Annotated in this window: 11 protein-coding genes; 8 read left to right on the top strand and 3 right to left on the bottom strand. The window is 71.8% G+C overall.

What is annotated here, in order from left to right; all coding sequences use genetic code 11:
• Positions 1 to 71: 71 nt before the first annotated feature.
• From FLL47_RS33850 to FLL47_RS33840, 3 genes are all read left to right on the top strand, one after another.
• Positions 72 to 881: a CPBP family intramembrane glutamic endopeptidase gene (locus FLL47_RS33850; protein ID WP_144126729.1), complete on the top strand. Its 810-nt coding sequence runs from the start codon at positions 72 to 74 to the stop codon at positions 879 to 881.
• Between the two features lie 117 nt (positions 882 to 998).
• Positions 999 to 2,090 carry a winged helix DNA-binding domain-containing protein gene (locus FLL47_RS33845; RefSeq protein WP_144126728.1) on the top strand — a complete coding sequence of 364 codons (1,092 nt, stop codon included), beginning with the start codon at positions 999 to 1,001 and terminating at the stop codon, positions 2,088 to 2,090.
• A gap of 124 nt (positions 2,091 to 2,214) precedes the next feature.
• Positions 2,215 to 2,586, top strand: coding sequence for a hypothetical protein (locus FLL47_RS33840; RefSeq protein WP_246159042.1), 372 nt, complete (start codon positions 2,215 to 2,217; stop codon positions 2,584 to 2,586).
• Positions 2,587 to 2,601: 15 nt separating this feature from the next.
• Here FLL47_RS33840 and FLL47_RS33835 read toward each other — a convergent pair whose 3' ends face one another.
• Entirely contained in the window at positions 2,602 to 5,409 is a 2,808-nt protein-coding gene (locus FLL47_RS33835; protein ID WP_144126726.1) for an ATP-binding protein, read from the bottom strand.
• 129 nt (positions 5,410 to 5,538) lie between these two features.
• On the opposite strand from FLL47_RS33835, the gene FLL47_RS33830 reads away from it, so the two are divergent.
• From FLL47_RS33830 to FLL47_RS33820, 3 genes are all read left to right on the top strand, one after another.
• Positions 5,539 to 6,885: an MFS transporter gene (locus FLL47_RS33830; protein ID WP_144126725.1), complete on the top strand. Its 1,347-nt coding sequence runs from the start codon at positions 5,539 to 5,541 to the stop codon at positions 6,883 to 6,885.
• Between the two features lie 148 nt (positions 6,886 to 7,033).
• A complete protein-coding gene (locus FLL47_RS33825; RefSeq protein WP_144126724.1) occupies positions 7,034 to 7,390 on the top strand; it encodes a VOC family protein in 357 nt (118 codons plus the stop codon).
• Positions 7,391 to 7,499: 109 nt separating this feature from the next.
• A complete protein-coding gene (locus tag FLL47_RS33820) occupies positions 7,500 to 7,715 on the top strand; it encodes a hypothetical protein (protein ID WP_144126723.1) in 216 nt (71 codons plus the stop codon).
• Between the two features lie 87 nt (positions 7,716 to 7,802).
• Here FLL47_RS33820 and FLL47_RS33815 read toward each other — a convergent pair whose 3' ends face one another.
• Complete coding sequence (locus tag FLL47_RS33815; protein WP_144126722.1) at positions 7,803 to 8,954, bottom strand: epoxide hydrolase family protein; 1,152 nt, start codon at positions 8,952 to 8,954, stop codon at positions 7,803 to 7,805.
• A 62-nt stretch (positions 8,955 to 9,016) separates the two neighbouring features.
• Between FLL47_RS33815 and FLL47_RS33810 the strand changes: the two genes are divergently transcribed.
• Together FLL47_RS33810 and FLL47_RS33805 are read left to right on the top strand one after the other, a co-directional pair.
• Complete coding sequence (locus FLL47_RS33810) at positions 9,017 to 9,982, top strand: helix-turn-helix transcriptional regulator (RefSeq protein ID WP_144126721.1); 966 nt, start codon at positions 9,017 to 9,019, stop codon at positions 9,980 to 9,982.
• A 339-nt stretch (positions 9,983 to 10,321) separates the two neighbouring features.
• Positions 10,322 to 10,933, top strand: a complete 612-nt coding sequence (locus FLL47_RS33805; protein ID WP_342780384.1) for an HAD family hydrolase — start codon at positions 10,322 to 10,324, stop codon at positions 10,931 to 10,933.
• 68 nt (positions 10,934 to 11,001) lie between these two features.
• Here the strand turns inward: FLL47_RS33805 and FLL47_RS33800 are convergent, their stop codons facing one another.
• A complete protein-coding gene (locus tag FLL47_RS33800) occupies positions 11,002 to 14,331 on the bottom strand; it encodes a S8 family serine peptidase (protein WP_222106317.1) in 3,330 nt (1,109 codons plus the stop codon).
• Positions 14,332 to 14,353 lie beyond the last annotated feature (22 nt).

Genomic DNA, 14,353 nt, shown 5'->3' with positions numbered 1-14,353 from the left:
TGTCAATCCTCATCGCACCGCGTCAGGGCCATGACAGGGCCGTGACGGGAGTCCGGCCGATTCTTTGCGGCATGGAAACGCAGACTCCCACGGCCGCAACCAAGGTTGCCCGACCGAACCGCTTCGTCGAGCTGCTGGTCGCCGACCGCCACTCCCTTCCGCTGTCCATCGCGCTGCACCTCGTGCCCGGCGCGCTGATCGTCGCCGCCTACCTGCTCCTCGCGGAGCCACTCGTCAAAGCGATCGACTATCCGATCTTCCTGGCCTGGGCGATCGCTCTGGTCGTCGTGCTCGCACCGATCCAGTTCGGCCTGTTGTGGCTGGGCCGCCTGCGCAACGGCCGGTTCTCGCTGCGCGGAGTGGTGGACTACCTGGACAAGCCGATCCGGCGCGGGAAGATCACCGCCATCGTCGCCGGGCTCATCGTGTGGGTGACGGTGGTGTCGCTCGCGCTCACCCCACTGGACAACCTCGTCTTCGACACGTTCTTCACCTGGCTCCCCTTCGAAGGCGCAGGCGGCAGCGCGACTACCTACATCGACGGGTATGCACACTCGCGTGTCGTCATCACGATGCTGATCTGCCTTCCGCTGACCGGATTCGCCCTCCCCCTGATCGAGGAGTTCTACTTCCGCGGATTCCTGCTGCCCCGCATCTCCCACCTGCGCTGGGGGGCGCCCGTGCTCAACACGGTCCTGTTCTCGGTGTACCACTTCTGGGCGCCGTGGACGGTCCTGTCGAAGGTGATCTTCATGTTCCCGGCGGTCTGGCTGGTCTGGCGGAAGCGTGACATCCGGGTGTCGATCGGCATGCACCCCGGCGGGGCTCTCCTGATGGCGACGATCGGCACCATCGCCCTGATCCTGGGCCTCGTGCCGTAACACCTATCTGGTGAGGGGCGTCGACCATAGTGGGCGACGCCCCTCGGCCGTCGGCAGTTCACTGGTGATCGGCATGCGAGACAGGTCAGGCCGATTCGCGCCGACTACCATAGACGGATGATCAACCGGCGACAGGTGCTCGACTTCCGGGTCCGGGCCCAGCAACTCGACCGGGCGGCGGGTACGCTCGCCGACACCGCGGTGCTCGACCTCGGCGTGCAGGACACCGGCCCCGACGGCGCCGCCTGGGCGCTGGCCGTCCGCGGCGTCGACCCCGCCGCATTGTCCGATCACGACACCGTCATGCTGTGGACGGTCCGCGGCGCGCCGCACCTCTACCGCCGGGCCGACGTGGGCCGGATCGCGGCCGCGGTCGAGCCGTTCTCCGACGCCGACGCCGGTAAGCGCATCTACGACGCGTCCAAGCCGCTCAAGGCCGCCGGCATCGCCAACCTGGCCGCCCTCGACGAGGTGGCGGCCCGGATGCGCGAGATCGTTTCCAAGCCGACGGTCAAGGGCGACGTGTCGGGGACCCTGGCGAAGGCCATGCCGGAGCCGTACCTGCGCTTCTGCCGCGCCTGCGACACGACCCACCTCTACGAGATGCCGTTCCGGCTGGCTGCGCTGCGCGCGGGCCTGGAACTGCAACCGGGCACCTCTCCCCCGGTCCTGCAGCGCATCGCCGGCTTCCGCAAGGCCGCCGCACCGGGCGAGCGGTTCGACGTGGTACGGGCGTACCTGCGGCTGCTCGGCCCGGCCACCCCGAAGCACGTCGCCGCCTACCTGGACGCGCCGGTCAAGGACGTGCAGGCGCACTGGCCCGACGACGTGGTCGAGGTCACCGTGGACGGCGAGAAGCGCTCGCTGCTGGCTGCCGACGAACAGGCGCTGGCCTCGGCCGGGACCGACGCGACCCGGCTGCTCGGCCCGTTCGACCTGTTCCTGCAGGCCAAAGACCGGTCGACGCTGGTCGCCGACGAGGCACGAGCCAAGCAGCTGTGGCCCACGCTGGGTCGGCCGGGTGCGGTGCTGTCCGGCGGCGAACTGGTCGGCGTCTGGCGTCCCCGCAAGTCGGGCAAGAAGTTCACAGTCGCCGTCGAGCCGTGGGGCCGGATGACGGCCGCGACCCGGACGGCGGTCGGCGAGCAGGCCGAGCGGCTCGCCGCATACCGTCAGGTCGCGCTCACCGGCGTCGAGTTCGCCTCCTGAGGGCGACTCGTCACGCCCTGAGTTCGGCCGAGCCCGGACGGGCGGGCAAGTGCCGGTCGTACGGTCCAGTGAATCCGATCGCACTCCGGTGAACCTCGTTGCTACGGTCGCCGGCGTGGACAGCATGCCTCGCGTCGACCGGGCCGACGTCCGGGAGACCGACGACGAATCCACGCTCATCCTGTCCGCAGGCGGGCTGCACGTCCTGATGATCCGCCTGCACTACGGCGGCACCGGCGGCGAGACGGACGAGGTGATCAACAGCGCCGGCGAGGTGGCGACCGGTGCGGTGTGCTCCTGGACGCTCATCGGGCAGGTGCTGACGTTGGAGTTGGACCGGCGGGCCGCGGCGCGGCTGGGATTTCCGCGCGACTACCGGGTCCGCCTCGACCTGCCGCCCGACGGGTTCTCCCTGGCTCGGGACAGTCTGCTGGAGATCCTTTACACGGCCTGCTTCGTGGTGGACACACCCGAGGGCCGCGTCACCAGCAGCTGAGCCCGGTTGCCTCCCTCACCGAGGTGACGTGCGCGGGCCGGGAGCCATCGGGGCGAGGCCGAGTTCGGCGAGCGCGGCCGCGCCGCGGGCGGCATCGTCGCCTCCGGCGAGCACCAGGGTCCGTGCCGACTGGTAGCGGCAACCGGCGGCGTCGAACGCGGCCACCGTGGCGAGAAGCCGCTCGCGGTCGCCGTCGAGCAGGGCCTGCGCCCGCTCCACGATGGCGCCCGCGACCGGGTTGCCGGCCACCACGGTCCGGGCTTCGGCGACGCGGTCCGCGGCGTCCGGGCTGCCGGCGAGCACGGCGGCTTCGGTGCGCAGTGCCACGTACCAGTGGAGCCAGATCCAGGTGACCCATTTCCACACGTCGGCGGGTTCGGGCGCCAGCCGGTCGAGCGCCTGCCTGGCCCGTCCGGTGTGGAGCATGCCGATCGCGTCGAAGACCGCCCCGTAGCCGTACGTGTGCTCCGGCGGGGTGCCGAGCTGCTGCATGACGGCGTCCCAGTCGTCCCGGGCGGCGTGATCGCCGCGCAGGCCGTGGATCATCGCCACGGCGGCCACGGCGGGGCCGAGGACCGACCGGGCGGGGCTGCCGGCCCGCTGCCACGCTTCGCGGAACCGGCCGCTGACGGAGAGCACCTCGTCGACGTCGCCCGCCAGCGCGTCAGCCACCAGCAGCCAGCTGGTGGCGCGGTGGCCGACCTCGGCCAGCAGCGGATGGTCGGCGAGCTGCCGGGCCCACCGGCGGGTGTCGGTGAGGTCTCCGGCGCCCAGGCCGGCTTCGGTGGCCATGCCGAGCGCGTCGATCAGTTCGTGGGTGCGGGCCGGGGTGTCCGGCGCGGATGCGAGCAGCGTGATCCTGCGCCGGGCGGTGGCCGCGGCCCCGAAGGTGTCACCGGCCCAGCTCCTGGCGCCGGTGAGCGCGTCGAGCGCGGCGGAGCAGGCCAGCGGGTCGCCGGTGCGTTGGGCGAGTTCGACCGCCCGTTCGGCGCGCGTGTTCGTCTCCGGCACGTCGTTGTCGGCGGGACCCTGGGCGGCGCCGTACGCGTCGGCGAGGACCCCGGCCTCGGCCAGCGCCACCGCCGCCTGGGCCGCGGGGTCGTCACCGGCCAGCTCCCGTGCCTCGTCGACGAGCACGATCGTCTCCTCGCGTGACGGGAGGCGCTCGAACTTGCTCCAGAACCGGTGCGCGTAGGTGGCGGCGGTCGCCAGGTCGCAGGCGGCCCCGGCGGTGTCCCCCGCGCGGCGGGCCGCGGCGGCGGCCGCCTGGTGGAGGCGGTACATGTCGTCACCGCACATGCGGCATCCGGCCACGGCCGCGGCCTGCCGAAGCATCGTCGCGGCGGCGGCGGGGTCGTCGGCGAGCGCGGCCGCCTGCTCGTATCGCAGCTGGGATTCGCCGACGAAGGTACGGGTGAAGGTCAGCTCCCCGAGGTGCCGGGCGAGGCGGTACGCGTGCGCGCGCTGCTCCGGCCGGTCGGCCGCCCACGCCAGGGCGGCGCGGAGGTCATCGGCCACCGCGTCGAACCGGGCGCGCCAGTCCGCTCGCACCACGGCGAGGTCCGCGGCCCTGGCCAGGCACCACTGCAGATGCCGCGATCGGGTGTCGGCCAGTTCACCGGCCTCGGTGAGCTGCTCCCTCCCGTACTGGCGGATCGTCTCCAGTGCCCGGTACGCGGTCCTGCTCGGCGAAGCGGCGACCGCCAGCAGGCTCTGCTCGGCCAGCCTGGCCAGCCCGTCGGTGACGACGCCCGGTGCGGTTCCGGCGACCTCCGCCGCCGCATCGACGGTGAACGGCGCCACGAACACCGACACCCGGCGCAGCAGCGCCCGGTCGTCCGGCTCCAGTAGGGCGTGGCTCCAGTCCAGCGCCGCCCGCACCGAGCGGTGCCGGTCGTCGGCGCGGGGGCCGCCGGACAGCAGCCGCAGCTGGTCGGACAGGCCGGCGGTGAGGCCGTCCAGGCCGAGCGTGGGCCACCGGGCGGCGGCCAGCTCGATGGCCAGCGCCACGCCGTCCAGCCGCTCGCAGACCGCGGCGATGTGCGCGCGCATCACGGGATCGGCCGGCCAGCGCAGCTCTGTCACGCGGCCGAGGAACAACGCGACGGCGTCTGATTCGCCGTCGCCGGCCAGCGACATCGACGGGACCTGGTACACCCGCTCGAACGGCACCATCAGCCGGGCCCGGCTGGTCGTCAGCACGGTCAGCCGAGGGCATGTCGCGAGCAGCCGCTCGAGAAACGGGGCCACCCCGTCCCGGACCTGTTCACAGTTGTCCAGCACCACCAGGGCGTGCCGGTCGGCCAGCGCGGCGAACACCGACTCGTCCATGCCGCGGTCGGGCTGCTCGCCGAGACCGAGCGCGCAGGCGACCGCACCCGCGACCGCGCCCGGGTCGGTGACCGGGACCAGGTCGACGAACCACACACCGTCGGCGTACTCGCCGGCCGCGTCCGCGGCCACCGTCAACGCGAGCCGGGTCTTACCCACGCCGCCGGGACCGACCGCGGACACCTGCCGGTGCGCTTTGAGCATCTCGGTCAGCTCGGCCCGTTCCTGGGACCGGCCGACGAACGAGGTCAGCGGCGTCGGCAGGACCGGAGCCGGCTGGGACCGGTCGGCGCGGGCCGCCGCGGACGCGCGCTGGGCGAGCGCACGCCGGTCCGGCACCTCCAGTTTGCGCAGCAGCGAGGAGACGTGGCTCTCCACGGTGCGCACCGAGATGAACAGCCGCGCACCGATCTCGGCGTTGCTGAGGTGCTCCCCCAGCAGCGCCAGCACCTCGGCTTCCCGAGCCGAGATCTCCACCGTCGTCGCCGTCATGAACACATTCTCGCGTACTGCTCCGTAGTGCTGTTCCGCGGTGCTTTCCGTGGTCGGCACCGATGCCGTCCCGCCGCCGCGCGGCGACGCTCATCCCAGGCACATCGGACGTCGGAAACGGAGCACGAGATGAAGCATCTGCGGGACGGCGCGCGGTCCTGGATCGGGTCCATCGGTCGGCTGAGCAGGCACCCGGCACTGCGCTGGATCCTGCCCGCACAGCTGGTCTCCGCCCTCGGCGACGGCATGAGCATGGTCGCGGTGGCGTGGCTCGCGGTCCAGATCGCGCCGCCCGGCCAGGCCGGTGTCTGGACCGGGCTGGCGGTCGCGGCGTACGCGCTGCCGGCCCCGCTCGGCGCGGCTCTGCTCGCCCGGCTGATGCGTAGGCTGCGTGCCGCGCAGCTGGTGGCGGCGGACGCCTCGGTGCGGGCGGTGACGTTGGCCGCGGTCGCGATCCTGGCGGTGACCGGGCAGCTGGATCCGGTCGTCTACGTGGCGCTGCTCGCGGTCTCGTCGCTGCTGCACGCGTGGGGCAACGCCGGGGTGTACACGCTGGTGGCGGAACTACTACCGGAGGACGACCAGGTCACCGGCAACGCGTTGCTGTCGACGTTCGCGCAGTCGGCGTTCGTGGTCGGCCCGGCCCTGGCCGGCGGGCTGACCGCGCTGGTCGGGCCGGGCTGGGTGATCGGGGTGGACGCGGCGAGCTTCGCCGTCCTGGCGGTCGCCGCCTGGGCGCTCGCCGGCCGGCAGGCCGCCACCGCCACCGCCGGGACGAACGCGCCGGACACACCGCCGACCAGCGGCTGGCGCACCATCCTCGACCAGCCACGCCTGCTCGGGCTGCTCCTGGTCACCTGCGCGTTCTTCTTCCTCTACGGCCCTGTCGAGGTCGCCCTGCCGGTGCACGTCGCCCACGGGCTGCACGGCTCACCCGGCCTGCTGGGCCTGTACTGGACCGCGTTCGGGATCGGGGCGACGGTCGGCGCACTCGGGGCGGTGCTGCTGCGGCACCGCGCGCCCTGGCCGGTCGTGGTCGCCATCATCGTCGGCTGGGGCGCCGCCCTGCTGCCCCTCGGGCTGACCGACGCCGTCGCACCCGGGCTGGTCGGATTCGCCGCCGGCGGGCTGATCTACGGCCCGTTCACCGCCATCTCCACGGCGTTGTTCCAGCGCGGCACCCCACCACACGTGCTCAGCCGTGTGCTCGCCGCCCGCGCCGCGTTGACCGCCCCCGCCACCGGGCTGGGCACGCTGGTGGGCGGTCCGGTCGTCTCCTCGGTCGGTGCACGGCCCACCCTGCTGATCTCCGCACTGCTCACCATCGCGCTGGGCCTGTCCGTCGCGGCCGTGCTGCGGCTCACCCGCCGCACGGCGGGCACCGTCGCGGCCCCCGCGGTCCCGGTCAGGCCCGCTACGCAGGACGGCCGCCTCGTCGCCGCAGGTGTGGCTCCGGCGTCGCCACACCTGCCGTAGGCGGTCCCCGTACCCACGATCCGTGGTCGGTTCCGTGGTCGCCACGGATGCCGGCCAACCCCCGCGGACGAAAAGCTGTATGCAGTTCCCGCTTCTCACCAGGGAACACACCTACCGGGCCGAACGACCCACTACCTCAGGAGCGACCATGACCGGCTCTTCCACCCTCGGCGCCAAGACCGTGCTCCACCCCGTGTCCGACCTCGCTGCGGCGAAGGCCGTGTACACCGCGCTGCTGGGCGTTCAGCCGCAGACCGACTCGTCGTACTACGTCGGCTTCGAGGCCGCCGGCCAGCAGATCGGCCTGGTGCCCAGCGGCGGACCGCAGGGCCTGACCTCGCCGGTGACCTACTGGCACGTGCCGGACATCAAGGCCAAGCTCGCCGAGGTGACCGCCGCAGGCGCCACCGTGCAGCAGGCCGCGCACGACGTCGGCGGCGGCCGCCTCGTGGCCACCGTCACCGACCTCGACGGCAATGTGCTGGGCCTGCTGCAGGACCACTGATCCGGCGCCGAAACCCGGCGAGGGGGACGGCGCGCCCCGCTGCCGTCCCCGCCCACCGAACATCCCCACCCGGCGATCGCCGGGACGGCAACGTCCTCACGGAGTCCCCATGAACCGCAACAAGTGGATCCGCCGGTTTCACCGCTGGACGGCGATCGTCTTCACGGTGACCGTCGTCGTCACGTTCGTCGCCCTGGCGCAGCAGGACCCGGCCATGTGGATCTCCTACGTGCCGCTGCTCCCGCTCGCGTTGCTCCTGATCACCGGCCTGTACTTGTTCGCGCTGCCGTACACCGCCACATGGCGCACCGCCCGCCGGCACTGACCCGATGTGCGCCAAGGCCGCAGTTTCGATCGCCGCCAGGGCGGCCCGGATGAGCCGGGTCGCCCCGGCCTTGCGTCTGCACAGCTTTCAGCGGTCCGACCGGGCTCGCACCTTGGCGAAGAAGGCCCGGATATCGGCCGCGTGCACCGACGGCACCTCCATCGCCACGAAGTGGTTGCCAGGATTGCCCGCGGGCCAGTGCACGATGGTGTTGTCACGTTCCGCGAGGCGCCGCATCAGTGCGGAACCGCCGCCGTACACCCCCGACGGCACCCGGATCTGTCCCTTGGGCCAGGCGAATCCGCCGTCGGCGGCCAGGGTCAGGCGGTCGTACATCGGCCACGAGGACGATCCCGACGTGCCGGTGAACCAGTAGAGGCTGACGTTGGTGAGCAACTGGTCCCGGTCGATGACCTGATCCGGCGTCTCTGCCATGAAGGCGAACTCCTTGAACTTCTGCATCATCCAGGCCAGCAGCCCGGCCGGGGAGTCGTTCCAGGCGTATGCGAAGGTCTGCGGCGCGGCCCGCAGCAGCGCGTGATGGTCCACACCACCGCTCATCCACTGCTGCATCTGCTCCCACTCGGCACGTTCCGCCTCCGTCATCTCCGGCACGTCTGCTGCGGTGGGGAAGCCGAAGCCGCCGTCGATGTGCACGCCGACCACGTGCTCCGGCGCGACCTTCGCCACCTCCGGAGCCACGTATGCGCCGAGGTCGCCGCCCTGCGTGCCGTAACGGTCATAGCCGAGACGGCGCATGAGTTCGGCCCACATCGCGGCGAGCCGGCCGACCGTGAACCCTGTCTGCGGCGGCGCCTGCGAGAACCCGAAGCCGGGCACGGACGGCACCACCACGTGGAAGGCCTGCCCTGGGTCCCCGCCGTGCGCGCGGGGGTCGGTCAGGGGCCCGATCAGCTCGGTGAACTCGACGACGGAGTTCGGCCAGCCGTGCGTCAGGATCAGCGGCAGCGCGTCCGGCTCCGGCGAGCGCACGTGCAAAAAATGCACGTCCAGGCCGTCGATCTCGGTGATGAACTGGGGAAACTTGTTCAGCCGCGCCTCGTGTACGCGCCAGTCGTAGCCGGTGGCCCAGTACTCGGCCAGCTCCCGCAGGTAGTCCACCGGCACCCCGCGGCTCCAGCCGTCACCGGGCGTCTGCCGGGGCCAGCGGGTCCGGGCGAGCCGGTCACGCAGGTCGTCGAGGTCGGCTTGGGGGATGTCGATCAGAAACGGCTTCATGCGAGCCACGCTATGACCTATATAGGTCAGGTTCTGTCACACATGACCGGCAAGCTGGCACCATGTCCGACACCCCCGCCCGGCTGCTGACCCTGCTGTCTTTGCTCCAGACGCCCCGGGAATGGCCCGGCAGCGAACTCGCCTCCAGGTTGGAGGTCAGCGTGCGCACCATCCGGCGGGACGTGGAGCGCCTACGCGACCTGGGCTACCCGGTGCAGGCGACGATGGGCGCGGTCGGCGGCTACCGCCTGGTCGCCGGCAAGGCGATGCCGCCGCTGCTGCTCGACGACGAGGAGGCGGTGGCGATCGCCGTCGGCCTGCGCACCGCGGCGGTGCACGCGGTGACCGGGATCGACGAGGCATCGGTCCGCGCGCTGGCGAAACTCGAACAGGTGCTGCCGTCGCGGCTGCGCCACCGGGTCGGCATGCTCGGCCGGGCCACCGAACCGCTGACGGCCTGGGGCGGTCCGATGGTCGACCTCGATCACCTGACCGCGCTGGCCGCCGCCGTCGGCAACCGGGAACGGCTGCGGTTCGGCTACCGGCGGCACGGCGGCACGGACAGCGAGCGGCTGGTCGAGCCGCACAAACTGGTGTCCGCGGGCCGCCGGTGGTATCTCGTGGCCTACGACGCCGACCGCGCCGACTGGCGCATCTTCCGCGTGGACCGGATGAGCGCGTTGCGCTCTACCGGGCAGCGCACCGCACCACGGACCCTGCCGGCCGCCGACGCCGCCACGTACGTGACCGGCAAACTGAGCGAACTGGCGCCCGTGTATCAGGCGGTGGCGACCCTGCACGCGCCCCTGGCGCAGGTGGCGGGACGGGTGGGCGACTCCCCCGCCGATCTGGTGCCGATCGACGCGACCACGTGCCGGTTGACCAGCCACACCGAGCCGCTGGAGTGGCTGGCCTGGCGGCTGCTGACACTCGGCTGCGAGTTCGAGGTGCACGGGCCGCCGGAACTCGTCGCCTACCTGCGAGAGATGGGCGGGCGGGCCGTCCGGGCGGCGGGCGGCGGGTCCTGACCCGAGGCGGTGATACGTCGAACGGCCGGCCCTGCCTGACGACGGGGTGCCCCGAACGGCGGGACCCCGTTTGGTTTGCGAGGATGCCGTGGTCGCGTTCCTTCGCCCGCGAGTTGGTTCTTGAGGCAGGTGGCGCTGCGTACGCACGCACAGTTGCCCTGGCAGTACGACGATCGTCAGGTCCTGGCCTCCCAGGTCCGTACCGTCGGACGTGGACGACACCTGTACGTGCGCGGCAGGTCCACCAGGACGTGGCATGCGCTGACCGCGTAGGCCCGGTGTTCGACGTGGCCGCGTGGGGCCCCGGCCCGCTTGGCGCGCAGGTAGCCTGCTGCGGTGATGCTGCCGCTGCCGCCCGGGGAGTTCCGGGCCTACCTGTTCGACTGCGACGGCACCGTCGCCGACTCGATGCCGTTGCACTACCGCGCGTGGTCGCAGGCGGTCGGCGAGTGGGGCTGCGACCTGCCCGAGGATCTGTTCTACGCGTGGGGCGGCCGAACGACGGCCGACGTCATCGCCGACCTGAACACCACGCACGGGCTGACCATGCCGGTCGCCGAGGTCGATCAGCGCCGCGAGAGCCTGTACCGGGAGCTGCTGCCGCAGCTGACCGCGGTGCCGGAGGTGCTGGCGCACATCGAGCACGCCCACGGGCGGATCCCGTTCGCGATCGTCTCCGGCGGTGCCCGTGACTCCGTCGCCAGGTCGCTGACGACGCTCGGCCTGCTCGACCGGTTCGACCTGATGGTGTGCGCGGAGGACTACACGCGGGCCAAGCCGGATCCGGAGGCGTTCCTGCTGGCCGCGCAGCAGCTCGGGGTCGCGCCGGAGCACTGCGTGGTGTTCGAGGACGCCGACCTGGGCATCGAGGCGGCGACCGCGGCGGGCATGGCCTGGGTCCGGGTGCCGCCGCCCTGGCAGCGCGAGGTCACGGGGGCGGTCCCGGCCTGACGCGGCCGAGCGGACGAGAAAGGTCGGGGTGCGCATCTTTGCGCACCCCGGCCTCAGTTCATCTCCGGTCAGGGCTGCTGACCGGTGGTGCCGGGGCGTCGCACGACCACCGCGGAGTTGACCACGGTGACACCGGGCACGGTGTCGGCGGTCATCTCAGTGGTGAGAGCGCCGGAACCGGGCAGGACGCCGATGACGTTGACCGCGTAGGACACCGAACCGCCCGGAGCCGGGTCGGTGCTGGTGACGACCAGGTCGTCCGTCGGCAGGGTGCCGACGGGGAGCTGTTCGCCCCCGGTGCCGTCCGCGCTCTCCGCGCCCACGATGAACGCCTGACCACCGGGGTCGGCGGGCAGCGCGGCCGTGTCGTACGCGAACGAGATGTCCTGCGTGCCGTTGACGCCGATCCAGATCTGGAAGTGGCGGTTGGAGTTGGTGCCCCACACGTCCACCTGCCATTCCAGGACCAGCCAGGTGCTGACGCCGTCGGTCAGCGTCGCCACCCGCACGCCCTCGTCGTTGCTGCCGTCGAGGTCGCTCCAGAACGGGGCCAGCACGTTGTTCGGGCGGGCCGTGTCCGGGATCTGGGTCAGGTTGCAGCAGTTGTTGTCCTCGCTGGTGGCGCCGCCGACGACCGCGTAGCCGTTGGAGAGGACGCCGATGGAGGTGTACGTGAGACCGTTGTAGACGAACGGCGGCACGTTGTAGTTGATGATCGACTCATCGCCCACCGGGTCCGGCAGGATGCCGAAATCCGCGAGGGGAAGGTAGCCCGCCGGTCCCGCGCCGGGCTCGATCGACGGCACACCCGGCTGCGCGCCGGACAGCGTGACGTCGTTCTTGGTGACCAGCCACGGGTTGTGCACGGTCGCACCGGTCGCACCGGTGGCCGCGAGGTTGACGTCGAGCTTCGTCTTCAGGTCGGCGGTGGCCTCGGCGAACGAGTTGTTCGTCGCGGTCACCGTGCAGCTGGTGCTGCCCAGCCAGTCGATGGAACCGGCAGCGCAGGTGCTGGTCAGGCTGACACTGCCCTGCTGCGGCACGAATGCCACCGGCAGGTGCAGGGTCGGCATGCCGGCCCGGGTCGCGTCGAGGCTGATCTGCCCGAAGTACTGCGCCGTCGGCGCGGTGGACGAGATCGTGATCTTCAGCTTCACCGCCTTGCCCGGGGCGAGCGTGAAGCTGCTCGGCGAAACGGTGATCTTGCTGCCGGTCGGCGCCGAGGCGGTCACGCGGTAGGCCTGCGACTTGCCGCTGACGTTGACCGCAGTGCGGTAGGTGGTGAGCCTGCCCGGCAGGGTCGGCACGTTGATCGACGGCAGGTTCAGGTGCACGGCCGCGATCGGGTTGTTGCCCAGCGAGAACATCCGCTCGGCGGTCTCGTCGAAGGTGATGCCCGGGTTGGACGCCTTCGTCAGGTCGAGACGGCCCGAACCGTGGTCGAACGGGTCGGCCGGGGTGACCGTGTCCTCCTTGACGACCGACGTCTTCGCCGTGGTCATCATGGCGGACTTGATCTGGCCGGGCGTCCAGGTCGGGTGCGCGGCCTTGAGCAGCACGGCCGCGCCCGCGATGTGCGGAGCGGACATGGACGTGCCGGCGATCGCCTGGAAGTACTCGCCCGCCGGGCCGCCGTCGACGGCGTCCGGGGTGGGCGTGTTGCCGGCCAGGATCTGCACACCCGGGGCGGTGATGTCGGGCTTGATGCCCAGTCCGCCCGGGCCGCGCGACGAGAACGCCGCCATCACGTCGGCCTGGCCGTTCTGCTTCTGGCCGGCGGTGAAGGATGCGGTCACGCCGGCGGGGTGCGCCGTCACGAACGCGTTGAACTGCGTGCCGTCGGCCAGGTGCACCGTCGGCAGGAAGTGGTTGTCGGTCTCGATGTCGGCCAGTGCGGCGTTGAACAGGATCATGCCTGCCGCGCCGCCCGCCTTGACGTTGAAGCCCTTCTCCACACGGGCGTTGACGCCGCGCTGGCAGGCCACGATCTTGCCGGAGACCGTGGCCGGGGCCGCGCTCTGGCACAACGGGTCGCCGTACGACGACGACATCACGACGGGCAGCTCGCCGACCCCGGCGGTGATCGACGCGCCGGTCAGCACCAGCGTGTCCGCACCCGACTTGAGGGTCAGCGTGGACACGAACTCGCGGGTCTGGGTCGACGCCGCGACCGTGGTGACCCACGGGGACACGTGGTCGGTGGTCGCCGAGCCCGGCCCGGAGTTGCCGGCCGAGGCCGACACGAACACGCCCGCGGCGTACGCGTCGAGGAACGTGAGCTCCACGGCGTCGGTGAACGGGTTGCTGCCGCCCGAGATCGAGTAGTTGATCACCGACACGCCGTCGAGGATCGCCTGCTGCGCGGCGGCGGCCAGGTCGGAGCTGTAGCCGCCCTGCGGGCCGAGCGCCTTGTACACCGACACCCACGCACCCGGGGCGACGCCGTTCAAGGGACCGCGCTCGACGCCGAACACCGTCGCGGAGGCGAGCATGTTGCCGGCAGAGGTGGACGCGGTGTGGGTGCCGTGGCCGCCGCTGTCACGCGCCGAGTGGTAGACGTCGTCACCGGTCTGCGCGTCGTAGGTGTCCAGGAACTTGCCGCCGCCGATGAGCTTGTTGTTGCAGACGAACACGTCTGCGGCGGGGGTCAGCGGGTTGTCGCCGAAGTCGCACTCGCGAGCCGTGCCGTCGGCCTTGGCCGGCGGAGCGCCCAGGTTGCCCTGGTCGGCGAAGGACGGGTGCTCCGGCCACGCGCCGGTGTCGATGACACCGATGATGACGCCCTTGCCGGCGTTGGCGGTGCCGCCCAGGCCTGGGTAGAGCGACGTCGCGCCGATGAACGGGGCGCTGGCGTCGGTGAGCGGCTTGCGCAGCTCGTCCTTCTGCACCGCGGACACGCCCGGGATCTTCAGTACGTCGGCGATCTTGTTGGCGGGCACGACCGCCGCGACGCCGCCGTAGACGGTGCGCAGCCGCTGCCCGGCCTTGGCGCCGGACACCTTGCCGAGCGCGCTGACGAACGCGTCCTCACGCTGGGCGAGGTAGCCCTCGTAACGCTTCTCCGCGGCGTTGCCGGACAGCTTGCGGCCGGTGACGCGCGGGCTGGTCGCGGCGTAGCCGTCGATGCCGCCGGCGTACGTCGCGACCGCTTCGACGTCGAGCTTGACCAGCACCGGCACCAGGGCGGTGTCGGTGCGGCCGAGCAGCGTCGGGTCGGTCTGGGCGAGCCGGCTGCTGGGGGTCTTGTCCGCCGTGATGTGCGACGTCGCCGTCACCTTGTTCGCTTTGAACGGTGAGGGTTGCGGAGCCGCCATTCCGGGAGTGGTCCACGTCGCACCGGCCAGCGGCACGACGAGAACCCCCACGAATGCAGCTCGTAGCCACCTGGGTGGTCTCATCCGGACACCTTTCTGAGGGCAT

Origin of the sequence: Catellatospora sichuanensis, from assembly GCF_007483665.1 — a bacterium.
Taxonomy (GTDB): domain Bacteria; phylum Actinomycetota; class Actinomycetes; order Mycobacteriales; family Micromonosporaceae; genus Catellatospora; species Catellatospora sichuanensis.
The sequence above is the reverse complement of the archived record's forward strand: the minus strand, read 5'-3'. Positions and strand labels throughout refer to the sequence as shown.